The following is a 26,747-nucleotide window of genomic DNA, read 5'->3' on the forward strand; positions in this document are numbered from 1 at the left end:
AAGAGTCCCGAATTTCGGGACTCTTTTTTATAATAACAATTGAAAATTATTTGGCTGGAGCAGCTTCTAACATTTCAATTTCAAAAATAATGTTAGAGTTAGGCGGAATAACATTTCCTGCACCTCTTTCTCCATAACCTAATTTTGATGGAATAAAGGCTATAATTTTATCGCCGAAATTCATCATGTTTAAGGCTTCTATAAAACCGGGGATTAAACCCTCTTTTTTACCATATTGAAAAGGAAAAGGTTGGTAACCATTTTGTTTGGCTCTGTTTTCGTCGAATTTGCCAAATTCTTTGTTAACATTTTCATAGCTACTGTCAAATAAAGATCCATCTTCTAAATAACCGGCATAGTGAATAAATACATTGGTTCCCTCAGCTGGTTTTTTTCCGGTTGCATTTGGGATGATTTTATACTTTAACCCTGAAGTTGTTTCAGTCGCAGTCGCTTTTACATCATTTAAATATTTGGCTTTTGCGGCTAAAACAGATCCGTATTTGGCTTTGTATTCAGCTTTTCTTTGTTCTTCTGCTTCTTGTTGTTTTCTTTTATTTTCTGCTGTAAGAGCTTTTTCTTTTGCTTCATCACCGGCTTTGTTAGCCATATAATCAGCGAAAATTTTTGTTGCATCAAATTTTTTGGCCTCAGCACCTTTTCGTGTAATGGTTACTTTCTTAATCATGTCATCTTGCTTGATGGCGTTTACTACATCCTGACCTTGGATAACATAACCGAATACGGTGTGCTTACCGTCTAACCAAGGAGTTTCTTTGTGCGTGATAAAGAATTGGGAGCCATTGGTTTTTGGTCCGGAATTGGCCATAGACAATACACCAGGACGGTTGTGTTTTAAGTCAGCAACGATTTCGTCTTTAAAAGCATAACCAGGTCCGCCTGATCCGTTTCCTGCAGGATCTCCACCTTGGATCATAAAATCGTTTATTACTCTATGGAATTTCAATCCGTCGTAAAAAGGTTTGCCCTTATACTTTTCATCTGCGATAAAAGTATTGGTTCCTTCTACCAATGAAATGAAATTGGCTACAGTAATAGGTGTTTTTTGAAATTCTAATTGCAAAAGAATTTTTCCTTTATCCGTTTCGATTTCAGCAAAAATACCATCTGTAGCATTGTTTGTTGCAGGCTTTTTTGCCTGAACTACCGGTGTTGCTTTAGTAGCTACCGGTTTTTTTTTGGTTTGTGCAAAACCACTTGTCAATCCAATAACAAGTAAGCAAAGAATACTGAATTTTATTTTCATGTTTAAATTTATTTTGTTGGTATTTATTTTTCTAAAAGTTCTATTTCAAAAATGATATTGGCATTGGGTGGAATTACTTTTCCGGCACCTTGTTCTCCGTATCCTAAACTAGGCGGAATGAAAAGTACTGCTTTTTCACCTACTTTTAATTTTTCTATTCCTTCAACAAATCCCGGAATTAATTGATTTTGACCACCTATGATAAACTGTATTTTTGAATACCCATTTTCTAAAGCTCTTTGCTCATCATACTTCCCGAATTGTTTAGCAACATCAGTATCGCTGGTGTCAAAAAGCGTTCCATCTTCTAAGAAACCGGAGTAATTGATTGTTACAGTCGTTCCTGGTTTTGGGCTTTCTGACGAAGAAGTTTGTACGATTTTATATTCCAAGCCTGAAGGCGATTTTGTAGCTGACTTTTTTAACTCTTTAAAGTAGGTTGCTTTTTGGTCTTTTGTAGATTCTTGTTTTTTGAAAAAATCAGAGAATACTTTTACTGCGTCAAACTTCTTTACATCTTCTCCTTTTCGGATAATGTTCACCTCAATCATTTCGTCGTTTATAGCAATTGAGTTTACAACATCCATGCCTTCAACGATGTGACCGAATATGCTGTAATTACCGTCGAGATCAGGCTTTGGTTTTTGGGTGATGTAGAATTGACAGCCATTGGTGTCAGGACCGGAATTAGCCATGGCCAAAATACCTGCTTTGTCATGTTTTAAATCACTGATTTCATTTTTAAAGATATAACCCGGATCGCCTGAGCCATTTCCGTAAGGATCGCCGCCTTGAATTACAAATCCTTTTTCAACACGGTGAAAAACAGTTCCGTTGTAAAATGGTTTCCCTTTTAAATCTTCCATTACGTATGGATTATTTCCTTCTGCTAAAGTCACAAAGTTGGCGACAGTAATAGGTGCTTTTTTATAGTCTAGTGCTAAAATAATGGTTCCCTTTTGGGTGATAATTTCGGCATATAAACCGTCTTTCAAATTTTTGTATTCGTTTTTACAAGCGCTTACCATTAAAGAGAAAGCCAATACAAAAAGACAAATTGATTTGTTCATTTGGATGTAATTAATTTTCGGTTTTTAATTTAGTTTCTGGTTTAAAATCGTGCAAAGTTACGGTGCAAATCAAAGGTTCGTTGGAACCAATTCGTTTGTTGTCGCCATGATAGCCATAAGCCATGTGTGATGGAAATAAGAAAGTAACTTTTTCGTTTTTACGCATTAACTTGATGCCGTGGCGTAATCCCATCATGATATTTTGTTTGTCAACGACATAAGTTTGTGGTCTTAATTCTACTTCAGAATAAACGACATTGCCTTTTAAATCTTTGATTTCGTAGTCAAAATTGGCTACATCTCCTTTTTTGGGATGAAGCGTATCGGTTTCATTTTTGGTTTCATAATGGTACCAATAGCCCTTTTTGGAAGCGAAGTATTTTATCTTCGGATTGCTTTTGATAATTGAATCAATTTTGGCTTCTTCTCCGGCAATCATTTTCTTGTTTCGCTCTATGGATTCTTTCATAAAAGTACCTGATGAACGTGAAATTGGCATACGAGCTTGTTGTTGTTTACAACTGATCACTGCTGCAAAAACTATTAGTAAAACGGCAATTTGGGTTATCTTTTTCATATACTAAATAGTTATTTTCGAAATTAAATTTTCAAATTTTTTGATGGTTTCTTTCATACTCTCGTATGATTTTCCGCCGGCTGCATTAATGTGTCCACCACCACTGAAATTGTCTCTGGCAAACTGATTCACATCAAAATCACCTTGCGAACGGAACGATATTTTGATAATATTCTCATCTCGGTGTTCAATAAAAATAGCCGCAAAATGTATGCCTCTAATGGTCAAACCATAATTCACTACGCCTTCCGTATCGCCTTTTTCATAATGAAATTCGTCCAGCTCCTTTTGCGAAAGCGTTATGTAAGACGTTTTAAACTTCGGGAACACTTTCATGTTTTGCAATGCTCTTCCCAATAATTGTAAACGATTGTACGAATTATTGTCAAAAAGCTGGTTGTGAATTTCACTATTGTCAATCCCTAAATCAATCAAATCTGCAACAATTCTGTGCGTTGTTCCGGTGGTTGACGGAAAGCGAAACGAACCCGAATCAGTAGTAATTCCGGTGTAAATACAACTTGCAATCGTCTTATCGATTAAATCTTTATGGCCTAAAAAAGTAATAAAGTTATAAATCATTTCACAAGTCGAACCAAAAATTGTTTCCGAATAGGTGTAAGTCGCGTAGCTATCCGGTTTTTGATGGTGGTCAATCATAACCATTGGAACGGTAACTTTATTCAGCACTTGTTCCATTTCGCCTGTTCTGTGTAAGGCGTTGAAATCCAAAGTAAAAACAATTTCAGCTTCTTGAATAATTTTGGTACAATTCAACTTGTCATTTTCATAAATCAACACCGTTTCTGAACCTGGTAACCAAGCCAAGAAATTCGGAAAATCATTGGGTGCAATCACCACTGGTTGATGATTCAACTTCAACAAAAAATGATACAAAGCCAAGGTCGAACCCATGGCATCGCCATCAGGACTTCGATGTGGAATTATCGCAATTTTTTTCGGCGTAGCCAATAATTGTTGGATGGCAAAAATGTCTTCTTTTTTCATAGACGGCGAAGTTACATTTTTTTCAGGAAATGTAAATTATTTGGATACAAAAAGTCCGAACCAAACGGCAAAAAGACCGAGCAAAATGCTCAAACCGATATAGGCAAAAGCCAGCAGAGAATTGTTATTTTGGAACAAATTATAATTTTCCATGCCAAAAGTAGAAAAAGTCGTATAACCACCACAAAATCCGGTGACTAAGAACCATTTGAGATTGCTGTCGGTCAGCTGGTTTTTTGCTAAAATACCGATGAACAATCCAATTAAGAAGCAACCTATAACATTCGCTAAAAAGGTCGCTAACGGAAAGTGATTCGACCAAAATTTGGCTACCAAAACAGTAGTCAAAAAGCGAAAAACACTTCCAATAGCGCCACCTAAAGCTATGTATAAAATGGTTTTAAGCATATTAATTTATGAATTTGGATTTTTTCTAATTCGGATTGGTGTTTTTGTTCTTTCCTCTTCCGATTTCCGACTTCCGGCTTGGGAGGATTTTGGCAAACTCGCTTCTTCCGTTTTGCTCGAAGGTTCAATCAATTTATTCAATTGCTTGATTTCGTCATCGGTTAAATCTCGGTATCGACCCACATGAACATCTAAGGATATATTGATGATTCGTGTTCTTTTCAGTGCTGTAACTTCGTAATCCAAATACTCACACATTCTGCGGATTTGGCGGTTCAAACCTTGGGTTAAGATGATTCTAAATACGTATTTGCTAATTTGCTCGACTTTACATTTTCGGGTAACAGTGTCCAAAATCGGAATGCCGTTACTCATTCTTTCGATGAATCTGTCTGTAATTGGTCGGTCAACCGTTACTACATATTCCTTCTCGTGGTTGTTTCGTGCCCGCAAAATTTTGTTGACAATATCGCCGTCGTTGGTCATAAAAATCAAACCTTCACTGGCTTTATCCAAACGACCGATAGGGAAAATACGTTTCGGATAATTGATGTAATCCACAATATTGTCGCGTACATTTTGATTCGTAGTACACTCGATACCAACAGGTTTGTTAAAAGCCAAATAGACCTGTTTTTCTGTTTTTTCGCGAATGAGTTTGCCATCGACACGGATTTCATCAGCTGAGGAAACTTTGGTGCCCAACTCGGGTACAATTCCGTTGATGGTAATTCGACCTTGTTCCAATAGTTTATCGGCTTCGCGACGTGAGCAAAAGCCACTTTCGGACAGAAATTTGTTGATACGGGTTTGATTGACTTCCATATTACTTCGTACGATTCGACCTAACGGTCTCGAGTGGCAAATATAACATAATTAAGAATACTGTTTCTTGATAAGTCGTTGATAAATTAGCGCCAAAAAGATAAAAAAAGACTTTGTAGGTATTAAGATTTTGTTATTTTTACCGACATGAATATACGTGGAAAATTAATAATAATAGGTGGCGCTGTTGATAAAGGTAGTTTCACTGAAACCGATTTAGATAAAAGTGCGGCAAAGAATTTAAACTTTTTTGAAGCCGGCATTTTAAAACGAATAATTGAAGAATCTAAACATAAAAAAGAATCTCGCATAGAAGTCATTACAACGGCTTCAAAAATTCCTAGGGAAATTGGACCGGAGTATGTGAAAGCCCTTCATTATTTAGGAGCAGACAATGTTGATGTGCTCAATATCGAAAGACGCGAACAAGCTTCTGATCCAGAAGTTTTAGCCAGATTAAGAGCGGCCGATGTGGTAATGTTTACCGGTGGTGATCAATTGCGATTGACTTCAATCCTTGGTGGAACGCCGTTTCATGATATTATTTTAGACAAATACCATAACGAAGAATTTATCTATGCCGGAACTTCTGCCGGTGCTGCTGCGGCTTCTAATAATATGATTTACCAAGGAAGTAGTAGTGAAGCTTTGTTAAAAGGCGAAGTAAAAATCACTTCCGGATTGGGTTTAATTGACGGTGTCATTATCGATACGCATTTTGTACAACGCGGCAGAATAGGTCGGTTGTTCCAATCGGTTGTCGGAAACCCTAAAGTTTTAGGCATCGGATTAGGAGAAGATACCGGTTTGTTGATTACGCACAATACTAAAATGGAAGCCATTGGTTCCGGATTGGTAATATTAGTTGACGGAAGAGAAATAAAAGATACTAATTTAACGCAAGTAGAATTAGGCCAACCGATTTCTATCAATCATTTGGTGACGCACGTTTTGAGTATTTATGATACTTTTGATTTGACTACTTTTAAAATGACGATTAAGTCTTCACAATACGTTTAATTTAGATCGTTAGACTTCTTAAATTGTTAGAAAATCAGATGTTTTCTAAGAGTATAAGCTGTCTAAGAAGTCTAAAAATCTAACAATCTAAAATGTCTAGAATTATTATCCACGGCGGATTTTTCTCAGAATCGTCAACCAATCACGAAACTAAAGTGGCGAAACAGCAAGCGTTATTGCGTATTGCAAAGGATGCGTATGCTTATTTGCAAAACCATTCAGCTTTGGAAACGGTAGTGTATGCGACGTCATTATTGGAAGATGATGAATTATTCAATGCCGGAATGGGTTCCCAAATTCAATCTGATGGTAAAATCAGAATGAGTGCTTCTTTGATGGATGGTTCGTCTATGAAAATGAGCGGTGTGATTAATATAGAAGAAGTCAAAAATCCGGTGCAAGTGGCTCAGGTTTTATTGAATTATGATGATAAAGTTTTAGGTGGAAGCGGCGCAACGAACTTTGCTCGCCAACACGGATTTGAAAAAGTTTCTACCGAAATTCCACAACGAAGAGCAGAATATGAAGCTAAATTAGCAGCGACCGGAACCGGAACAGTTGGTTGTGTGGCTTTAGATGCTGAAGGTAAAATTGCAGTTGCCACTTCAACCGGCGGAAAAGGATTTGAAATTCCGGGACGAATCTCAGATTCGGCTACCGTGGCCGGAAATTATGCCAATGCCTTTTGTGGTGTAAGTTTAACCGGAGTAGGCGAAGACATTGTAAGTGGTGCTGTTGCGGCGAAAATTGTGACTCGTGTTACCGATGGCTTTACTTTGGCCCAAGCTTTTGAAAAAACGTTTAACGAACTCAAACCTTTTGATGGTTTTGCCGGTGCGATTGCCATTGATAATAAAGGCAATATTTTCCATCAAGATTCCCATCCGAGTATGGTTTTTGCCAGTTTTGATGGCGAGAATGAAGAAGTTTTTAATTGATAATTACAAAATAAAAAAATCCCAATCGAGAGATTGGGATTTTTTGTTAAGCATTAAGAAACTCTCAATCCGGTGCTTATCGCTAATCGGTTCCAGGAGTTGATGGTGATAATCATCATGATGATATCGGCTACATATTTTTCGTCAAATAGTTTGGCCGCATTTTGATACGTTGCCTCAGAAACATGGTTGTTAATCATGGTCACTTCTTCGGTTAAAGCCAAAATTGCTTTTTCTTCTTCGGTATACACATCAGCTTCGCGCCAAGCGTTTAAAAGATAAATGCGTTGTTCTGTTTCACCATATTTTCGAGCATCAGTCGTGTGCATGTTGATACAATAAGCACAGCCATTTATTTGTGAGGCTCTGATTTTTATCAGCTCTTTGTGAATTGGAGTTAGTGAAGTAGAAGCCAAATATTTTTCTAAACCTAGTAAGGCGTTATAAGCTTCGGGTGCTACTTTGGGCATAAGGATTCTAGTATTCATTTTGTTGTTTTTTAAAGTTCTATGCAAAGTTCCTGCATCTGTTCTCTAAAAAACTTGAACTACTTCAAGAAAACATTTTTACACTTTGCCAGCTCTTATTTTGCTCAAAAACTCAGCTGAAAAATCTAAATAGGAAGCAATCATGTATTGAGGTACGCGTTGTATAAATTCGGGAACAACGTTGTTGAAATGATGGTAGCGCTCTTCAGCAGACATTGTAAATAAAAACATAATACGCATTTGCGAAGCGGCAAAAGATTTTTGAAGTACAATCCTGAAATAGCGTTCGAGTTGGGGAATGGCTGCATAAAGTTCATCAAGATTGGTCTTGGAAATCGAAACGATTTCCGAATTCTCGATGGCTTGAATATAAAAATGAGAAGGTTTTTGAGTAGAAAAACTCATGTAATCTGTAAGCCACCAGTTTTCAATTCCGAATTGCAGTGTTTGTTCAACGCCTTTTTCATTAATGATATAATTGCGAGCGCAACCTTTCAGAATAAAATTTTGGTTGTTGCATACTTCACCGGCTTTCAGAAGCAATTCCTTTTTCTTAACTGATTTTACTATCACCTTACTTAAGAGAAGTTCGATTTCGGGTTGCGAAAGTTGGATGTGTTTGTTGATATGTTCAATGAGTCGAGCAGGCATTTTTTATTTTCGTGTTTCTCAAAGTTACTTTTTAAATGTAAAAATCCCAACCATTCGGTTGGGATTTTTTTATTGTTAAGTCAAATCAATTATTTAATCGTTAAAGCATTTTCTATTAAGAAAGTAATATAATTTCTGTGCGCTCTGGTGCTTTCATCTAAGGAAGACGCCGTTGCTAACATTAACTTAATTTTCTTCAGCGTTTGACGTGCAGCCGCTTTTGAGATGTCGTCATGTCTGCTTCTGGTATCAGTGATATCAGCAATTTTAGCTACTTCTTTGACAAAATACGTTTGGAGATATTGGCGGTGTAGGTTTACTTTACCCACCAAATCCGCTTTGAAAATACCATTAGTTAAATCTCCCATTACTTCAGCTACAGAATAGCTGTTGCCATACAAACTTGAATTCGAAACCCTTTGCAAAGTGGTTGGGTGAAGGATGTGACCTAGCGTAGCATCTGTTTGAATTGATTGATAAATGGCACTTAGTTTTGGATCTTCCGTTGAGGAAAAGAAACTAAATCCACGTCTTTGTAATTGTAAATAAGGATACAATTGAACGTCAGCATCGAAAGCGTCCGGTGCAAAAACATATTTATTTAAGATGTCAATGGCTCTTTTTTGTTGGACTTCTGTTACAGGAGTAAAAGGTTTTTGAGTAGTATTTTGTCCGACAAAACTTCTGTCAACAAAAACACCTCCAACATAACGGCTTACTACAGCAGCCATGTTTCTTCTTTGGTTATTTAACATTCCGTATCTCGATCTTAATTCGGCATAACTTTGTCCTGTTTTGCTGTATTTTGTTTTCAATTTGGCCATTACATTGTTCACCAATTTGAATCTTTCTTCAGCATTTCCAACAGCATCACTACTTAAGTCGTTAACCATTACTCTAGGATCAATGGCTTTACCCGGAGATCTCATGTCATCAGCATCATTTCCAAATGTCAAATTAGGATCAGTACTTCTACTTAAGATTTTGGCTAATTCCGCTTCTTCTGAATTTTCATCAAATTCTTTGTAACCATATTCAATAGCCCAAAGGTCATATGGCCCTGGCTTTGTAGTATAGTAATTTCCTTGTTTGCTTCTGTCTAAAGAAAGGTTGATAGCAGGATAATCCATTACCGAACCGATAAGACCAATTTTTTCAGTGATGGCTTTATTGTGTAAGTCGGCCGGACTTAACATTTGGCTTGATTTCATGTTGTGGTTCAATCCTAAAGTATGTCCCATTTCATGTAATACCAGATAGTATAAAAATTCTTCATGAACTTTTAGCATAGTTGCGGCGTCTTCTCCATAAGCTTCTGCCATTGTTGTACCCATTAAGAACTGATTTTTAAGTTCGTTCGCCAAAGTACAAGCCGTTCCGTCATTGTGGAAATAATGATCAAGATGTGCATTAGATTCTGAACCCGGTCCTGAAAACAATTCGTCTAAAGCAGGAGAATTACTTCCTGAAGCCCATTCAATTGTAATATCGGCCCCTAAAATTTGACCGGTACGCGGATTGGCAAAACTTGGTCCAATCGCACCATAAGGCGGATTAGCCGAAGCTACCCAACGAATTACATTATAGCGCACGTCGCCTGCATCCCAATCGGCATCATCCGGCTGGATTTTCATTACGACTGCATTTTTAAAACCTGCTTTTTCAAAAGCTTCGTTCCATTTGTTTCCGGCATTAACAACGGTTTCTCTGTATTCTAAAGGAGTTGTATTTTCAACCCACCAAACGATTGGTTCAACCGGTTCGCTTAGGAAAGCAACAGGATCTTTTTTAGTCAAATACCATCGGTGAATAATATCTCTGTAAGGCGTTGGTTTTGTGCTGGTTTGGTCATTGATGGTTTGTCCAAAATAACCAACACGCGGATCATCTCTGCGGGATTTGAAATTGTTAACCGGGATTTCCAGAAAAGTATGTTGGATGCGAACACGAACATAACGTGCATCGGTAATATCTTCGCCACCACCATTTAAAGGTGCCGGATTGTCATAAGCCAAATCAACCAAAACATCGGTATTGTTTGGGTAAGAACGAACGCTGTGGTACTTTGATTTAGCCGCATTGAAATTACCTAAATTAAAAACAGCTCCGGGAGGAATTCCGGGAGGCATTATGGGTTTTACAGGATCTAATTTTTCACTGAGGAATAAGCCATCAGCGGCAATCAAATATCCTGTGCTGTCTTTGGCTACAATTTTTTCAGCTAAGAAAATGGCTTCAGCAATGTCGGTTCCCGCTGTTTTGCTGACTGCATTGTTTTTATCGTAGTAAAAGCTGGTGTTGACTAAACCAAATTCGATTTTGTCATTGGCTTTTTTAATGTTAAAGATATTGGTAGCTCTGTGCATGCTTTGGTTCAAACCTAGCATTGTTGGTCCGTTCATCGAATAACTTTGATAAATGAACTCTTTGTCTAATTGGTTCTTTTTGATAAAAAGTTGGATGCTTCCCGTTACCGTGTCTTGGTAAATGGTAAAAAGGCCTTCCGATTTTTTGCTGGTTTTTATCTTGTCTGCGATGGAAACCTTGGCTGGCTTTTTGTTTTTAATGGAATCTGCTTTTGCAGCAGCAGCTTCTTTGTCATTTTTCTTTTTCCGATTAGATTTGTCTTGTGCCTGTGACAAACCTGAACTCAAAAGAACTGCTAAAGAAAGAATGAACGTAAGTCTAATTTTGTTCATAGTTTAAAATTTAATAGATTGATGAATAAGGTTAAGTGTTAGAATTAAAACCAACCAATTTACTACATTATTTGATGTGTCAAGCAAATGTTATGATTTTTTTAACGGGTAAAATTCTGGAACAAAAAAATCCCAATCATCTGACTGGGATTTTTATATGATAATCTGTTTGAAATCTTTTAATAGTTGAAGATTTCTTCCAAAGTCACTTCTTCAATTTGCCCTAATTTTTTGAGCGCTTCAAAGTCTAAACTTTCTTTTTTACCAATAATGGCGGTGTTGTAATTTTTAGTTTTTACTTCCTTATTGAAAAAATCGTTGGTAGCGTCTAAAGTCAACCCTTGGATGTCTTTGTAAATGTCTTTGCGAATGTCATAATCGAAGCCTAATTTTTTCAAGTTGAGTTGGTTAAAGAAAATACTAGTTTTGATTATTCTGCTTGACGCGATTTGTTTCAAACTTGATTCTTTGGCATTATTGAATTGCTTGTCAATTTTGGGCATATCCGACAATAAAGCATTAATGGCTTCAACCGCTTGAGGTAATTTATTGGCTTGCGTTCCGATAGCTACTTGCATGTAATCATTTAGGTTTTTATCATTAGCCATGACATAATTGGCACGAGCCGAATAAGCCAAAGATTTGGATTCTCTAATTTCTTGGAACACGATGGAAGACAAGCCCGAACCAAAGTAAGAGTTGAATACATTTACTGTTCCTGCTACTTTAGCATCATATTTTACGCCTTTAGCCACTCGGGTCATTTCGGTTTGAACCATATCGTAATTGGCAAAATAAACTTTGTTGGTGGTTTCCGGTTCAGGATATTGCTTAGGTGCCGGAATAGGTTTGTTGGCCGCCAAATTGTGGTGCTTTTCTAAAGCTGCTATTATTGGATTTAGATCAGTTCCGTAGAAGAAAATTTGGTGTTCGTAATTGGTCATTCCTTTAACCAAATCAGTTAGTTTGGCCACGTCCATTTCTTTTAATTCTTGTTCAGAAATGATATCTCTGAAGCGTGAATCTTTACCGTATTTAGCATAATTTACCAAGGCGTTTAAGATGTTTTCTTTGCGTTTTTTAGCATTGTTTCTGGCGTTTAAAATGCTTTCCACTTGGGTTTGATATACTTTCTGATCCGGTTTTACGTTTTTCAGTAAGTCTTCCAATAAAGCAATTCCTTTTGGTAAATTATTTTCTAAACCTGAAAGCGATATGTAAGTCATATCATTAGTAAAGTTCACTGAATAAGAGATTCCGATTTTGTAGAACTCTTTTTTCACGTCTTCCGAACTCATTTTGTCAGTGCCTAAATAATCTAACATTCCGGCCGCCAATTGTAATTTTTTGTCATGGTCGGAACCCATATTGAAGATATAGTATACGCTTGAAATGGTGTTTGTATTGTTTTTGATAAAACTGATATTGGTGTTTTTTACCTTTTTGGTTTGGATTGCTGATTTGAAATCAACAAATACCGGCGCTAAATCAGTGGGTGTTTGCTTGGCAAAATCTTTGTAAAACTCAGATTGTGCCTCACGGTTCAATTGAATCGGAGTGATTTTTGGGTTAGAAACACGAACCAGTTTATCATTCACGCCTTTTCTTTTGTAAACAATTACGTAGTTGTCTTTGAAAAAGTCGTTGGCAAATTTTACGATATCGGCTTTGGTGATTTTTGAATACTCATTGATTTCGGCTAAATTTTCTTCCCAACTTCTGCCTTGAATAAAAACGCGGTATAAGCTTGTTGCTAATCCATCGCCTGATTCATAAGCTTTCATTCGATTCACTTTCATATTGTTTACGATGGCTTGAATCATCCACTCGTCGAATTCACCTTTTTTGATTTTAGCTACTTGAGAAAGCAGTAAGTCTCTTGCTTCTTCTAATGTTTGACCTTCTTTAGGCGTAATGCTCATGCCTAAATAGCCATACTCGTTGAAAGTAGTGCTGAAGCCACCGGCATTCAGGGCCAATTGTTTTTGGTTGATGTTGATGTCTATTAAACCAACATCACCGGCATTTGACAATATTTCGGCTACCATTTCGGCCAATTGTGCTTCTTTGGTTCCGTCGCCCGAAGTTCTCCAAGCCATGTTCAAACGTTCTGCAGTAGGACTTTTAACTTCTCTCGAAACGATAGCTGTCATTGGTTTTTCAACCACTTTTTTCTTCATTGGCAATTCTTTGTATTGGAATGTGCCAAAGTATTTGTCCACCATTTTGATGGTTTTATCGAAATCTAAGTCACCAACCAATACTACGGCCATATTATTCGGGACGTAATACATGTCGAAATAGTTGTGAATAGCGACCATGGAAGGATTTTTTAAATGTTCCGATTTACCGATTGTGGTTTGTTGACCATAAGGCGTATCCGGAAATAAGGCAGCCATTAATTCGAAGTTTACTAAACGACCATCGTTGTCTTGCGAACGGTTGAATTCTTCGTAAACGGCTTCTAATTCGGTGTGGAAAAGACGCAACACCAATTCGGAGAAACGTTCTTTTTCTACAATCATCCATTTCTCTAATTCATTAGCGGGAATGTTATTTTTATAAACGGTTTCGTTGAGTGACGTGTGTGCGTTTGTTCCTTTGGCGCCAAGCGATGAAATGAGTTTGTCATATTCATTGGCTACTGAATATTTAGAAGCTTCTTGAGAGACTTGATCGATTTGTTTGTAAATGGCAATCTTTTTTTCAGGATCGGTTTCGGCTTTGTGTTGTTCGTACAGGTCTGAAATTTGAGCGATGAGTTTTTGTTCGGTTGCCCAATCTTGCGTTCCAACTTTGCTGGTTCCTTTAAAAACCATATGCTCTAAATAGTGTGCTAATCCTGTATTGTCCGCAGGATCATTATTGGAACCGGTTCTTACGGGAATATAAGTTTGAATTCTTGGTTCGTCAGTGTTTTGGGCTAAATAGACTTTTAGGCCGTTTTTCAGGGTGTAAACTCTAACGCCTGTTTTGTCATTTTTTACAGTTTCATAAGTATAGCCTTGACTATCTTGCTTCTTTTCTGTGGAAAAACTTTGTGCTTTAATTGTAGTTACTGCGAGCAGCAAACAACTAACTAGAATTGTTTTTTTCATAAATGGTTTAGTTTAGTCCAAAAATAGGGAAACAAATGTTTTATTTTTAAAAACAAATGTTAAAATGAGTTGGTATGATTGGCTGTTGATGATAAAGAAGAAGATTGTTTATTGGTCAACTTGAAGTCTAAGTTGTTGCGTGAGCGATGGGAGCGAAGTACCGTGTACTTCGGACAGCGCGACCCTTGTGGTCACGCCATAAAAAAAGTCCCAACAATGCGTTGGGACTTGGTTTTATTCGTTGGTAAATAAGTATACCAAAGTGGTGTTCGAGAAGGTGACGCCGTCAGAGGATTGTTTGACTTTAAAACGACCTTCCTGTATGCCGGAAAATTGAAACCAAAGCGTTGTTGTCGTTCCGGTTCCGCTGTCGTGAATGACTTTCATAATTTTTTGGTCTTGGTCTTCCCAGGTCCAAGTGCCGTTATAAAAAACGCTAACACCCGAAATTACTTGGTGTTGTTGGTAGGCGCTTGTGGAATTAAAGAACAAATCTGGAGCCGGATTTGTATTATTACTTTCGTACCACCATCTGTTGTACAATAAGCTGACATCTCCGTCAGCGGTGCTGTTCTCTTTGGAACAACTACTGCCCAAAGTGACAGTAAGTAGTAAGAACAATGTTTTGATTAACGATTTTGTTTTCATGGCTTTTTTTGTCAAATATATGTGAAATAATAAAAAAATCCCAACCTTTCGATTGGGATAAATGTTATTCGTCTGTATCAGAATAGTTGACAGGTTGACTGTATGTGGCTCCGTCATCAACGGATTGTTTTACTGTAAAACTATTTTCTTGTATGTTTGAGAATTTAAACAAGACTTCAGTTACTGCGTTTGGTCCGGTTTCATATGAAACTTTCATTATTTTTTGACTTTCGTTTTCCCAAGTCCATGTTCCTGTATTTGAAAATCCGGCGCCTGCAAAATTTAGATATTGTTGATAGGTTCCGTTACTATTAAAATACACATCAGCAGTGAAATCATTAGTATCGTACCACCATTTATCAAATAGTTGTGTAACATCGCCACCGGAAGAGCTACTATCACTAGAACAACTACTCAGTAAGTTAACGCAAACAAAGAGTAATAATAAAGGCTTAAAAAAAGATTTTGTTTTCATATTTAGGAATTATGGTTAAAAGGTTAGACTCCAAATGTAATAAAAATAGTTATAAAAAAAATCCCAACCTTTCGATTGGGATTTTTCTATGTAAGTAAGTTAAATTGAGTTTGTACAAACGTTTATTTTACTTTTTTCACAACAGCTTTAAAAGCTTCCGGGTGATTCATTGCTAAATCAGCCAATACTTTACGGTTCAATTCGATACCGTTTTTCTTAACCAATCCCATGAATTGTGAGTAACTCATTCCTTCCAATCTAGCACCGGCGTTGATACGCGTGATCCATAGTGAACGGAAGTTCCTTTTGTTTTGCTTTCTATCACGGTAAGCATAGCACATGGCTTTTTCTACTGCGTTTTTAGCAACTGTCCAAACGTTTTTACGACGACCAAAGAAACCTTTGGCTTGCTTCATTATCTTTTTTCTTCTTGCTCTTTTAGCAACTGAATTTACTGATCTTGGCATAATTTTTCTGTTTTTTTGTAGCAGGCGTCCCGAATTGAATCAAGGGAACTTTAAAGCCATACTCCAAGGTTATTTTAAATAATTTTTTAACCTAAAGAATTTAAAAAGTTTAAAGGGAAAAGGCATAAGGCAAAAGTTTTAAAACTTATCCCTCTTTACTTTTCACTTATCCCTTATTTAGATAATTCTTAATTGTTGTTTGATACTTTTCTCATCTGTTTTGTGAACCAACGCAGAGTGAGTTAAAGCCAATTTACGCTTTTTAGATTTTTTAGTCAGGATGTGACTTTTAAAAGCGTGTTTTCTCTTGATTTTTCCAGAGCCAGTTACTTTGAATCGCTTCTTAGCACTGGATTTTGTTTTCATTTTAGGCATCTTTTCCTAGTTTATTTAATTTAACTTACTTACTTTCCTTTTTTCTTCGGAGCAATGAACATAATCATTCTCTTTCCTTCTAATACAGGCATTGCTTCTACTTTTCCGTATTCTTCCAAATCTTGTGCTAAACGCAACAATAGGATTTGACCTTGTTCTTTATAAATAATCGAACGACCTTTAAAGAACACAAAAGCTTTTAGTTTCGAGCCTTCTTTAAGGAATTTTTCTGCATTTTTTCTTTTAAATTCATAATCATGCTCATCAGTTTGAGGTCCGAAACGAATCTCTTTAACGGTGATTTGCGTTGATTTTGCTTTTAATTCTTTATCACGCTTCTTTTGTTGATAAATGAATTTTCCATAATCCATTAACTTACATACAGGCGGATCCGCATTTGGCGAAATTTCAACCAAATCTACTTCTTGCTCTTCTGCGAGACGCATTGCATCGGAAAACTTAAACACTCCCGGTTCTATATTTTCTCCTACTAAACGAACTTCTGCTACACCACGGATTAAATTGTTAATTCTGTGGGCTGCTGTTTTTTCTACTCGAGGTTGGTAACCTCTGTTGTTTCTAATTGCTATGGCTTACTTATTTAAATTAAACTTCAAATGTTTTTAATGTTTTGGCAATTTCTTCGTTTACAATTCTCGCAAATTCGTCAATTGTAACCGTGATATTCCCTTTTCCTTCTTGTCCGTGACGACGTACAGAAATCGTACCGTTTTTTTCTTCTTCCTCACCAACAATCAGCATAAACGGCATTTTTTGAACTTCTGCCTCTCGGATTTTCTTTCCAATCGTCTCGTTGCGGTTGTCAATTAGGGCGCGAATTTCGTGATTTTCTAGCAATTCTAAAACTTTTTTCGCATAATTTTCATATTTCTCACTCAAAGACAAGATAATAGCCTGCTCCGGCATTAGCCAAAGTGGGAAATTTCCAGCCGTATGTTCCAGTAAAATAGCGATAAAGCGTTCCATAGAACCAAATGGCGCTCGGTGAATCATCACCGGACGGTGTAATTTGTCATCCGCACCTTTATAAGTCAATTCAAAACGCTCCGGTAAATTGTAATCTACTTGAATCGTTCCCAATTGCCATTGTCTGCCCAAAGCATCTTTGACCATGAAATCCAATTTCGGGCCATAGAAAGCCGCTTCGCCATATTCAATTACATAATTCAGACCTTTGTCGCTGGCTGCATTGATGATGGCTTGTTCCGCTTTTTCCCAGTTTTCATCACTTCCGATATATTTATCTCTGTTTTCTTTGTCTCTTAACGAAACCTGAGCCGTAAAGTTTTCAAATCCTAACGAACCAAATACATATAATACAAGGTCGATTACATTTTTAAATTCTCTATCTAATTGATCCGGTGTACAGAAAATATGCGCATCATCCTGAGTAAAGCCACGAACACGAGTCAAACCATGTAATTCACCACTTTGCTCATAACGGTAAACCGTTCCGAATTCGGCATAACGCTTCGGTAAATCTTTGTACGACCAAGGTTTGTTGTTGTAAATCTCACAGTGATGAGGGCAGTTCATAGGTTTTAGTAAAAACTCTTCGCCTTCAGCCGGTGTGTGAATCGGTTGAAAGCTATCGGCGCCGTATTTGGCATAGTGACCCGAAGTGACATACAATTCTTTTTGCCCGATATGTGGCGTTACTACTTGTTCGTAACCTGCTTTTTTCTGTGCTTTTTTCAAAAATTGTTCTAGTCTGTCTCTTAAAGCAGCGCCTTTGGGCAACCACAATGGCAAACCTTGACCTACTTTTTGAGAGAAAGCAAACAATTCTAATTCTTTCCCTAGTTTTCTATGATCACGACGTTTCGCTTCTTCCAGTAATTCTAAGTAATCCGTCAAGTCTTTTTGTTTAGGGAACGAAATTCCGTAAACACGAGTCAACTGCTTGTTCTTTTCATCACCGCGCCAGTAAGCACCGGCAACGCTCATGATTTTCATCGCCTTGATAATTCCGGTATTTGGAATATGACCACCGCGACACAAATCAAAGAAGTTGGCATGATCACAAAATGTAATCGTTCCGTCTTCTAAATTCGAAATCAATTCAGTTTTGTACTCGTTATTTTTATAGACTTCCAAAGCTTCTGCTTTAGAAACCGAACGCATTTTAAATTGGTGTTTCTCTCTTGAGATTTCCAATACACGGTCTTCAATGGACTTGAAGTCAGCATCAGTGATTTTTTTATCGCCAAAATCTACGTCGTAATAAAACCCATTGTCAATCGCAGGCCCAAGGGTTAATTTGATGCCCGGAAATTTTTCTTCCAATACTTGCGCCATCACGTGCGAAGTCGAATGCCAAAAAGCTTTTTTACCAGCTGCGTCATTCCATGTATATAATATAAGAGAACCGTCGGTCGTTAATGTTGTTTCTGTTTCAATGGTTGTACCATTAAAAGCAGCCGAAATCACATTTCGTGCTAATCCTTCACTGATGCTTCTTGCAACATCCATTGGAGTTGAATTTTTCTCAAACTCCTTAACCGAACCGTCAGGTAGTGTAATCTTTATCATTCCTAAAATTTTATGGACTGCAAATATAGGAGATTAACAAAACACATACAATATATATAGTATAATAGTAGGAAAGATTTATTAGTAGCGAAAGGTTTGGTCTTTGTTGGTTATGGCAATTCCCGCTTTTCACTCTGCACGGCGCCGTTTCAATCGGGGCTAAAGGGGTGGCTTTTGGGTTCGTTTGTCAGGGATTTATAAAACTATTGGCGAACTGCATTTGTAAAATTCATGTTATCAGACGGTTAAAAAAAAGTTCAAAAAAGGGTTGTTTTTATTTGGATTGGGAGAAAAATAGTTTTTATATTTGCACCCCGCAAGAGAGGGAGTTCATTGAAAAGCTGGAGAAACAAGTTGGGAGAAAATTAATTTAAAAATATTTTCAAAAAAGCTTGCCAGAATAAAAAAGTTACTTACTTTTGCACCCGCTAACCGCAAGAGAGGCGATATAATAAGAAGAAAACGTTCATAGACATATTGAATTGACAGCCGTTCTAACAGAGATGTTAGGACAAATAAAAGAGAGTAAGAGAGTCGAAAGATTTGAAAAAGACTAGCCTTTGTCTAAAAAAACGATAAGAAATTATCAACAACATACGATGAAGAGTTTGATCCTGGCTCAGGATGAACGCTAGCGGCAGGCTTAACACATGCAAGTCGAGGGGTATAGTAGCAATACTAGAGACCGGCGCACGGGTGCGTAACGCGTATGCAACCTACCTTTTACAGGGGAATAGCCCAGAGAAATTTGGATTAATGCCCCATGGTATAATTGAATGGCATCATTTAATTATTAAAGTTCCAACGGTAAAAGATGGGCATGCGTCCTATTAGCTAGATGGTAAGGTAACGGCTTACCATGGCTACGATAGGTAGGGGTCCTGAGAGGGAGATCCCCCACACTGGTACTGAGACACGGACCAGACTCCTACGGGAGGCAGCAGTGAGGAATATTGGACAATGGGCGCAAGCCTGATCCAGCCATGCCGCGTGCAGGAAGACGCATCTATGGTGTGTAAACTGCTTTTGTACGGGAAGAAACACTCCGACGTGTCGGAGCTTGACGGTACCGTAAGAATAAGGATCGGCTAACTCCGTGCCAGCAGCCGCGGTAATACGGAGGATCCAAGCGTTATCCGGAATCATTGGGTTTAAAGGGTCCGTAGGCGGTTTAATAAGTCAGTGGTGAAATCTGGTCGCTCAACGATCAAACGGCCATTGATACTGTTAGACTTGAATTATTGTGAAGTAACTAGAATATGTAGTGTAGCGGTGAAATGCTTAGATATTACATGGAATACCAATTGCGAAGGCAGGTTACTAACAATTGATTGACGCTGATGGACGAAAGCGTGGGGAGCGAACAGGATTAGATACCCTGGTAGTCCACGCCGTAAACGATGGATACTAGCTGTTGGGCGCAAGTTCAGTGGCTAAGCGAAAGTGATAAGTATCCCACCTGGGGAGTACGTTCGCAAGAATGAAACTCAAAGGAATTGACGGGGGCCCGCACAAGCGGTGGAGCATGTGGTTTAATTCGATGATACGCGAGGAACCTTACCAAGGCTTAAATGTAGATTGACAGGACTGGAAACAGTTTTTTCTTCGGACAATTTACAAGGTGCTGCATGGTTGTCGTCAGCTCGTGCCGTGAGGTGTCAGGTTAAGTCCTATAACGAGCGCAACCCCTGTTGTTAGTTGCCAGCGAGTCAAGTCGGGAACTCTAACAAGACTGCCAGTGTAAACTGTGAGGAAGGTGGGGATGACGTCAAATCATCACGGCCCTTACGCCTTGGGCTACACACGTGCTACAATGGACGGTACAGAGAGCAGCCACTGGGTGACCAGGAGCGAATCTACAAAACCGTTCTCAGTTCGGATCGGAGTCTGCAACTCGACTCCGTGAAGCTGGAATCGCTAGTAATCGGATATCAGCCATGATCCGGTGAATACGTTCCCGGGCCTTGTACACACCGCCCGTCAAGCCATGGAAGCTGGGGGTACCTGAAGTCGGTGACCGTAAGGAGCTGCCTAGGGTAAAACTGGTAACTGGGGCTAAGTCGTAACAAGGTAGCCGTACCGGAAGGTGCGGCTGGAACACCTCCTTTCTAGAGACGATATAGAGGATAGTCCTCAAATTGGAAGAATTTTTTACTCTCGCTGTTAGTTCAAATATTATAATAAGCAAAAAAACAGAGTCTCGTAGCTCAGCTGGTTAGAGTACTACACTGATAATGTAGGGGTCCCCAGTTCGAGTCTGGGCGGGACTACTTTTTAATTGACAATTGATAGTTAATAATTGGTAATTACAAAGACTGTTTATGTTTATAAAAGGAAATTCTGGAGGTTGAAAATTCACTGCTGGTTTGCATGTAGTTTAGGTTACTGAGAAACTGAACACTGAACACTGCCTACTAGAGAAACGGGGGATTAGCTCAGCTGGCTAGAGCGCCTGCCTTGCACGCAGGAGGTCATCGGTTCGACTCCGATATTCTCCACAATGGCTAAAGTCACGCTGATAATTATTTGTCAGTGGCGACTCGCCACAAGTTCATTGACATATTGAGATAAGAAAATTTAAAAAGTAGAAAGAACACGTTTTTATGCAGTAATGTATAGAAGCAAAAGTACAATAAGCAAAATAAGGGCGTATGGGGGATGCCTAGGCTCTCAGAGGCGAAGAAAGGCGTGATAAGCTGCGAAAAGCTACGGGGATTGGCACACACGAATTGATCCGTAGATACCTGAATGGGGCAACCCGGCATGTTGAAGACATGTCATTCCGAAAGGAAAGCAAACCCGCTGAACTGAAACATCTAAGTAGGCGGAGGAGAAGAAAACAAAAGTGATTCCGTAAGTAGTGGCGAGCGAACGCGGATTAGCCCAAACCAAAGTTGTTACGGCAATTTTGGGGTTGTAGGACCACGACATTTCTTGCGGATTGAATTAGAATAACCTGGAAAGGTTAACCACAGAGGGTGATAGTCCCGTATAAGTAAGAGAAGATAAGGATAGTGGTATCCTGAGTAGGGCGGGGCACGTGAAACCCTGTCTGAATTTGGCGGGACCATCCGCTAAGGCTAAATACTCCTGAGAGACCGATAGTGAACCAGTACCGTGAGGGAAAGGTGAAAAGAACCGTGAATAACGGAGTGAAATAGATCCTGAAACCATACGCTTACAAGCGGTCGGAGCCCTTTAGTGGGGTGACGGCGTGCCTTTTGCATAATGAGCCTACGAGTTAACGTTGCTGGCAAGGATAAGTACTTAAGGTATGGATCCGTAGCGAAAGCGAGTCTGAATAGGGCGCTTTAGTCAGTAGTGTTAGACGCGAAACCGTGTGATCTACCCATGGGCAGGATGAAGCTGTGGTAACACATAGTGGAGGTCCGAACCGGTTGACGTTGAAAAGTCTTCGGATGACCTGTGGGTAGGGGTGAAAGGCCAATCAAACTCGGAAATAGCTCGTACTCCCCGAAATGCATTTAGGTGCAGCGTTAGTCGTAAAGTTATATAGAGGTAGAGCTACTGATTGGATGCGGGGGCTTCACCGCCTACCAATTCCTGACAAACTCCGAATGCTATATAATGTTTACTAACAGTGAGGGCATGGGTGCTAAGGTCCATGTCCGAGAGGGAAAGAACCCAGACCATCAGCTAAGGTCCCCAAATATATGCTAAGTTGAAAAAACGAGGTTTGTCTGCCCAGACAGCTAGGATGTTGGCTTGGAAGCAGCCATTCATTTAAAGAGTGCGTAACAGCTCACTAGTCGAGCGGACGAGCATGGATAATAATCGGGCATAAGCATATTACCGAAGCTATGGACTTGACTATGTCAAGTGGTAGGGGAGCATTCTAACAGGGTTGAAGGTGTGTCGTAAGGCATGCTGGACTGGTTAGAAAAGAAAATGTAGGCATAAGTAACGATAATGCGGGCGAGAAACCCGCACACCGAAAGACTAAGGTTTCCTCAGCTATGCTAATCAGCTGAGGGTTAGTCGGGTCCTAAGGCGAATCCGAAAGGAACAGTCGATGGCCAACGGGTTAATATTCCCGTACTTCTTATAATTGTGATGGGGTGACGGAGTGATGAAAGCACCGCGAACTGACGGAATAGTTCGTTGAAGTACCTACCTATAAGCTGCGCAGGCAAATCCACGCGGCTTGGGGAAATACGATAGTACTCGGAGCCTTCGGGCAAAGAGATAGTGTGCCTAAGGGCTTCCAAGAAAAACCTCTAAACTTAGATTATAAGAACCCGTACCGTAAACCGACACAGGTAGTCGAGGAGAGAATCCTAAGGTGCTCGAGAGATTCATGGCTAAGGAATTAGGCAAAATAGACCTGTAACTTCGGGAGAAAGGTCGCCAGCAGCAATGCTGGCCGCAGTGAAAAGGTCCAGGCGACTGTTTATCAAAAACACAGGGCTCTGCCAAATCGTAAGATGAAGTATAGGGCCTGACACCTGCCCGGTGCTGGAAGGTTAAGAGGAGATGTTATCTTCGGAGAAGCATTGAATTGAAGCCCCAGTAAACGGCGGCCGTAACTATAACGGTCCTAAGGTAGCGAAATTCCTTGTCGGGTAAGTTCCGACCTGCACGAATGGTGTAACGATCTGGACACTGTCTCAGCCATGAGCTCGGTGAAATTGTAGTATCGGTGAAGATGCCGATTACCCGCAGTGGGACGAAAAGACCCTGTGCACCTTTACTATAGCTTAGTATTGGTCTTGGATAAGTGATGTGTAGGATAGGTGGGAGACTATGAAGTGGCGTCGCTAGGCGTTGTGGAGTCATTGTTGAAATACCACCCTTTGCTTATCTGAGGTCTAACCCCGCTTATGTGGGGGACATTGCTTGGTGGGTAGTTTGACTGGGGTGGTCGCCTCCAAAAGAGTAACGGAGGCTTCTAAAGGTTCCCTCAGCACGCTTGGTAACCGTGCGTAGAGTGCAATGGCATAAGGGAGCTTGACTGAGAGACATACAGGTCGATCAGGTACGAAAGTAGAGCATAGTGATCCGGTGGTTCCGCATGGAAGGGCCATCGCTCAAAGGATAAAAGGTACGCCGGGGATAACAGGCTGATCTCCCCCAAGAGCTCATATCGACGGGGGGGTTTGGCACCTCGATGTCGGCTCGTCACATCCTGGGGCTGGAGAAGGTCCCAAGGGTTGGGCTGTTCGCCCATTAAAGTGGCACGCGAGCTGGGTTCAGAACGTCGTGAGACAGTTCGGTCTCTATCTACTGTGGGCGCAAGAAATTTGAGTGGATCTGATTCTAGTACGAGAGGACCGAATTGGACTAACCTCTGGTGTATCTGTTGTTCCGCCAGGAGCACCGCAGAGTAGCTACGTTGGGAAGGGATAAGCGCTGAAAGCATATAAGCGCGAAACCCACCACAAGATGAGATTTCTTTTAAGGGTCGTGGGAGATGACCACGTTGATAGGCTATAGATGTAAAGGCAGTAATGTCATAGTCGAGTAGTACTAATAACCCGTAAGCTTATGTACGTCATCCAGCCTCGCAAGAGGCTGGAGAAACTTTCTTTCTTTATATTTCCGCTTCGCGGTAATTAAAATTTCTTTATCTCAGTATGTTAAGATATTGTCCAATTGATAATTAACAATTAATAATTGATGGTTAACATTGGAAATAATTGCTCAAGCAATTATAACCTCTTAAGGTGGTTATTGCGTCGGGGCTCACCTCTTCCCATTCCGAACAGAGAAGTTAAGCCCGATTGCGCAGATGGTACTGCAGTTATGTGGGAGAGTATGTCGCCGCCTTTTTTTTAGAGAGTCCTTTACGAAAGTAAAGGACTTTTTTGTTTATAGGTACTACAGTTATGTGGTCCCGAAAGCTTTCGGGACGATAGCTATCGGGGGGACGCCGCCTTTTTTTTAAAAACCTTCATCTAACGATGAGGGGTTTTTTGTTTTACAGAAGTTTGGCCTATTTACCGAAAGGGATTTTTTCTATAATATCTGAATATTGTTTGGTTTGATCGTTGAATCTTCGCAAATAAATTGCATCACAACTAAATTCAAAATTAACCTCACTGTTTTGAAATAATTCATAAGCTGCTTTCATTTTTTTGGCATCAAGTCCACGAGCTATGCTTAAATGAGCATGAGCAGTTTTGATTTTAAAACTATATATTGATGCAAATCGATAATGAGTTGATTGAGGTATTGTTGTGAAGTCTCATTCGGTGCAATGAAAAAGGTTCTTTCTCCAAAAGAATCCCAAGTGTTTAAAATCACATTTTGCGGAACGACAGTCTTACAAAATTCTTTTATCTGTTCAAGATGAAGTTTGAGTGAGAATTCGTTATCAAAGTTAATTATTGTAATATGTGCTGCCGCATTGGCACTGCCAAACCAACCAATATGATTTTTAAGCAATTGCTTATAGGATTTGATTAAAGCCGATTGTTCAGGTGTTGGAAAGAGGACAATTGAATAAAGCGGAATTTGTTTCATGATTCTAAGAATTGCGTGAGGGATTCCTTTGGCAGTCGCTTTGCTCGTGTGGAGCAGCTACCATGTAGCGCGGATAGCCCGACCCCTTTCGGCAGGCTCAAGGCAGGCAAAAGGGGACACGCCCAAATTATATAGTTTTCAAAGTATACTGACAATCATTTTGAATGGGACATTGCGGACATTTTGGATTGGTTGGACGACAAGTTTCCCTTCCTAAAAAGGAAGTGGCCATCCCGATTTCTCCCCAAATGGCTTTTGGCAACGTTTCCATCAATTGTTTTTCGACTTTATTTCCATCTTTAGCTTCCTGAATGACACCTATTCTTGGCGCTACTCGGATAACGTGTAAATCAGCAATAATACCTTCAGCCGGAACTTTCATTTCTCGCATAATCACATTGGCCGATTTTCTGCCGATGCCTTTTAAAGCGATTAATTCGGTTAAATTTGTTGGAATATTGCTGTCTGTTTTTAGCGTTTGAGCAATTTCTATGAGCCAACTGGATTTGGTACTGAAGTTTCTAACTTTGCTAACCAATGGAAATAAACTGTCAAATGAAGCAGTTGATAATGCTTCTAAATTTGGGTACTCTTTGAACAATGCCGGTGCAATTTTATTGATATTCGCATCAGAATCCTGAGCTGACAAAATCACCATGACCATCAATTGGTATAGATTTTCATAATCTAACGGATGTTTTTTGTCTCGGTATAAATCTAAAATGGGCTGTAATTTTGGAACCCAATCGGTGGTTTCAAATAAACTCATAACTTATGCTTTTAAAAATTCTTTAATGCGGTTAATTACCAATTCATTTCCTAATATTTTTCGATGACCTAAGTGTTCCGTAATCATCAGCTCACTATACTTAAGGTGTTTGTCGATATTATATGCTGCTTTTACTGAAACATCGTGGTCATTTTGGTCGTGTATTATAAGGACTGGAATCTTAACAGATTCAGCAGAAAAATGAGCAGAATAGCTTTCCATCGGTTCGCCAAATTTCTTTTCAAAATGCTGTTTCATCATTCCGGCAATTTTAGGATTCAATTTTAAATTCGATATAAAATCATCTAATATATCTTGAATAATATCGCCACTGCCAATAATTACCGCTTTTTTAACTTTTAGATTTTGTTTGATAGCATTCAGGATTGACATGCCGCCAAGTGAATGACCAATTGCAAATTCGAATGGTCCAAATTGTTTCTCAATGGCTAAAATAGAGGCAATAAACTCGGTCATAATGGTTGTTTTTCCCTCAGATTTACCATGAGCGGGCGCATCAAAACTAATGGTTTGGTATCCCATTTTTACTAATTCATCCGCAATTTTGACCAACTGCGTGCCTCTTCCTGACCAACCGTGAACTAACAAAACTTTCTTTTCTCCTTCGCCATATTCATAAATCGTGATTTCTTTTTTTAGGCTGGAAACCAATAGTTTGCTTTGACGACTATTTTGTTCCATTTGAAGTTCTCTCTTGGGAATTTTGTATTTTATCGGAGTCGTAAACAATTTAGCGGCGAATAATGTGGCCCATTTTGGAGAAAATGCCTCTAATAATTTAGCCGTAAGTAGAATTGGCTTAGGAATTTGCAATGATTGGTTGCTAATTGGGGATTTTTTTGTCATTTCAATAAATTTTGTAACTAACCAAAAGTTAAAATATTTTTTTTTTAAATTTCAACATCAT

General features: G+C 39.1%; 22 protein-coding genes, 2 tRNA genes and 3 rRNA genes. 7 read left to right on the forward strand and 20 right to left on the reverse strand.

All coding sequences use genetic code 11. From position 1 onward, the window contains the following. Positions 1-46 precede the first annotated feature (46 nt). Genes C8C84_RS08295 through rluF form a run of 6 tightly spaced genes read right to left on the reverse strand, consistent with a single transcriptional unit; the run spans position 47 to position 5,155 of the window. On the reverse strand, positions 47-1,267 hold the full coding sequence (locus tag C8C84_RS08295) for a peptidylprolyl isomerase (RefSeq protein WP_121313089.1): 1,221 nt from the start codon (positions 1,265-1,267) through the stop codon (positions 47-49). Between the two features lie 23 nt (positions 1,268-1,290). Then, the gene (locus tag C8C84_RS08300) at positions 1,291-2,337 is read right to left on the reverse strand and encodes a peptidylprolyl isomerase (RefSeq protein WP_121313090.1); all 1,047 of its coding nucleotides are present in this window, start codon (positions 2,335-2,337) and stop codon (positions 1,291-1,293) included. A gap of 10 nt (positions 2,338-2,347) precedes the next feature. Beyond that, complete coding sequence (gene gldI, locus C8C84_RS08305; protein WP_121313091.1) at positions 2,348-2,914, reverse strand: gliding motility-associated peptidyl-prolyl isomerase GldI; 567 nt, start codon at positions 2,912-2,914, stop codon at positions 2,348-2,350. A 3-nt stretch (positions 2,915-2,917) separates the two neighbouring features. Next, complete coding sequence (locus C8C84_RS08310) at positions 2,918-3,922, reverse strand: bifunctional oligoribonuclease/PAP phosphatase NrnA (protein ID WP_121313092.1); 1,005 nt, start codon at positions 3,920-3,922, stop codon at positions 2,918-2,920. 36 nt (positions 3,923-3,958) lie between these two features. Next, positions 3,959-4,330 (reverse strand): fluoride efflux transporter CrcB, encoded by a 372-nt coding sequence (gene crcB / locus C8C84_RS08315; protein ID WP_121313093.1) that lies wholly within the window; start codon positions 4,328-4,330, stop codon positions 3,959-3,961. Positions 4,331-4,336: 6 nt separating this feature from the next. Continuing rightward, on the reverse strand, positions 4,337-5,155 hold the full coding sequence (gene rluF / locus C8C84_RS08320) for a 23S rRNA pseudouridine(2604) synthase RluF (RefSeq protein WP_121313094.1): 819 nt from the start codon (positions 5,153-5,155) through the stop codon (positions 4,337-4,339). Positions 5,156-5,302: 147 nt separating this feature from the next. Here rluF and C8C84_RS08325 point away from each other — a divergent pair, with 147 nt between their 5' ends. Both C8C84_RS08325 and C8C84_RS08330 read left to right on the forward strand, forming a co-directional pair. Continuing rightward, positions 5,303-6,175: a cyanophycinase gene (locus C8C84_RS08325; RefSeq protein ID WP_121313095.1), complete on the forward strand. Its 873-nt coding sequence runs from the start codon at positions 5,303-5,305 to the stop codon at positions 6,173-6,175. A 92-nt stretch (positions 6,176-6,267) separates the two neighbouring features. Further along, positions 6,268-7,113 carry an isoaspartyl peptidase/L-asparaginase gene (locus C8C84_RS08330; RefSeq protein ID WP_121313096.1) on the forward strand — a complete coding sequence of 282 codons (846 nt, stop codon included), beginning with the start codon at positions 6,268-6,270 and terminating at the stop codon, positions 7,111-7,113. 53 nt (positions 7,114-7,166) lie between these two features. On the opposite strand, the gene C8C84_RS08335 is transcribed toward C8C84_RS08330, so the two are convergent. The 10 genes from C8C84_RS08335 to thrS form a co-directional block, all read right to left on the reverse strand. Beyond that, the gene (locus C8C84_RS08335; RefSeq protein WP_121313097.1) at positions 7,167-7,601 is read right to left on the reverse strand and encodes a carboxymuconolactone decarboxylase family protein; all 435 of its coding nucleotides are present in this window, start codon (positions 7,599-7,601) and stop codon (positions 7,167-7,169) included. Positions 7,602-7,679: 78 nt separating this feature from the next. Then, positions 7,680-8,252, reverse strand: a complete 573-nt coding sequence (locus tag C8C84_RS08340) for a Crp/Fnr family transcriptional regulator (protein ID WP_121313098.1) — start codon at positions 8,250-8,252, stop codon at positions 7,680-7,682. Between the two features lie 89 nt (positions 8,253-8,341). Further along, a complete protein-coding gene (locus C8C84_RS08345) occupies positions 8,342-10,951 on the reverse strand; it encodes a zinc-dependent metalloprotease (protein ID WP_121313099.1) in 2,610 nt (869 codons plus the stop codon). A gap of 179 nt (positions 10,952-11,130) precedes the next feature. Then, positions 11,131-14,049 carry a pitrilysin family protein gene (locus tag C8C84_RS08350; RefSeq protein ID WP_121313100.1) on the reverse strand — a complete coding sequence of 973 codons (2,919 nt, stop codon included), beginning with the start codon at positions 14,047-14,049 and terminating at the stop codon, positions 11,131-11,133. Positions 14,050-14,283: 234 nt separating this feature from the next. After that, positions 14,284-14,697, reverse strand: a complete 414-nt coding sequence (locus C8C84_RS08355; protein ID WP_147406828.1) for a hypothetical protein — start codon at positions 14,695-14,697, stop codon at positions 14,284-14,286. A 64-nt stretch (positions 14,698-14,761) separates the two neighbouring features. Then, complete coding sequence (locus tag C8C84_RS08360; RefSeq protein WP_121313102.1) at positions 14,762-15,172, reverse strand: hypothetical protein; 411 nt, start codon at positions 15,170-15,172, stop codon at positions 14,762-14,764. A gap of 122 nt (positions 15,173-15,294) precedes the next feature. Beyond that, on the reverse strand, positions 15,295-15,639 hold the full coding sequence (gene rplT, locus C8C84_RS08365; protein WP_121313103.1) for a 50S ribosomal protein L20: 345 nt from the start codon (positions 15,637-15,639) through the stop codon (positions 15,295-15,297). Between the two features lie 177 nt (positions 15,640-15,816). Beyond that, on the reverse strand, positions 15,817-16,014 hold the full coding sequence (gene rpmI, locus C8C84_RS08370; RefSeq protein WP_011921545.1) for a 50S ribosomal protein L35: 198 nt from the start codon (positions 16,012-16,014) through the stop codon (positions 15,817-15,819). A 29-nt stretch (positions 16,015-16,043) separates the two neighbouring features. Then, the gene (infC, locus tag C8C84_RS08375; protein WP_199717202.1) at positions 16,044-16,544 is read right to left on the reverse strand and encodes a translation initiation factor IF-3; all 501 of its coding nucleotides are present in this window, start codon (positions 16,542-16,544) and stop codon (positions 16,044-16,046) included. Positions 16,545-16,620: 76 nt separating this feature from the next. Beyond that, positions 16,621-18,567, reverse strand: coding sequence for a threonine--tRNA ligase (gene thrS, locus C8C84_RS08380; RefSeq protein WP_121313105.1), 1,947 nt, complete (start codon positions 18,565-18,567; stop codon positions 16,621-16,623). A 596-nt stretch (positions 18,568-19,163) separates the two neighbouring features. On the opposite strand from thrS, the gene C8C84_RS08385 reads away from it, so the two are divergent. The 5 genes from C8C84_RS08385 to rrf all read left to right on the forward strand — a co-directional run bounded on the left by C8C84_RS08385 (position 19,164) and on the right by rrf (position 24,357). After that, positions 19,164-20,675, forward strand: a 16S ribosomal RNA gene (locus C8C84_RS08385). A gap of 88 nt (positions 20,676-20,763) precedes the next feature. Continuing rightward, positions 20,764-20,837: transfer RNA gene (locus C8C84_RS08390), tRNA-Ile, on the forward strand. A 154-nt stretch (positions 20,838-20,991) separates the two neighbouring features. Continuing rightward, positions 20,992-21,065, forward strand: a tRNA-Ala gene (locus C8C84_RS08395). Positions 21,066-21,197: 132 nt separating this feature from the next. Beyond that, positions 21,198-24,078, forward strand: a 23S ribosomal RNA gene (locus C8C84_RS08400). A 169-nt stretch (positions 24,079-24,247) separates the two neighbouring features. After that, positions 24,248-24,357 (forward strand): 5S ribosomal RNA (gene rrf, locus C8C84_RS08405). The 16S, 23S and 5S rRNA genes sit together here with 2 tRNA genes alongside, the layout of an rRNA operon. Positions 24,358-24,520: 163 nt before the next feature. Here the strand turns inward: rrf and C8C84_RS17035 are convergent. The 4 genes from C8C84_RS17035 to C8C84_RS08420 all read right to left on the reverse strand — a co-directional run bounded on the left by C8C84_RS17035 (position 24,521) and on the right by C8C84_RS08420 (position 26,686). Beyond that, positions 24,521-24,658 (reverse strand): hypothetical protein, encoded by a 138-nt coding sequence (locus tag C8C84_RS17035; protein WP_158592557.1) that lies wholly within the window; start codon positions 24,656-24,658, stop codon positions 24,521-24,523. Positions 24,659-24,687: 29 nt separating this feature from the next. Continuing rightward, complete coding sequence (locus C8C84_RS08410) at positions 24,688-25,050, reverse strand: hypothetical protein (RefSeq protein ID WP_121313106.1); 363 nt, start codon at positions 25,048-25,050, stop codon at positions 24,688-24,690. Between the two features lie 127 nt (positions 25,051-25,177). Further along, positions 25,178-25,819, reverse strand: coding sequence for an endonuclease III (gene nth, locus C8C84_RS08415; RefSeq protein WP_121313107.1), 642 nt, complete (start codon positions 25,817-25,819; stop codon positions 25,178-25,180). 3 nt (positions 25,820-25,822) lie between these two features. Then, positions 25,823-26,686 (reverse strand): alpha/beta fold hydrolase, encoded by an 864-nt coding sequence (locus tag C8C84_RS08420; protein WP_121313108.1) that lies wholly within the window; start codon positions 26,684-26,686, stop codon positions 25,823-25,825. Between the last annotated feature and the right edge of the window lie 61 nt (positions 26,687-26,747).

This window comes from Flavobacterium sp. 102 (assembly GCF_003634615.1).
Taxonomy (GTDB): domain Bacteria; phylum Bacteroidota; class Bacteroidia; order Flavobacteriales; family Flavobacteriaceae; genus Flavobacterium.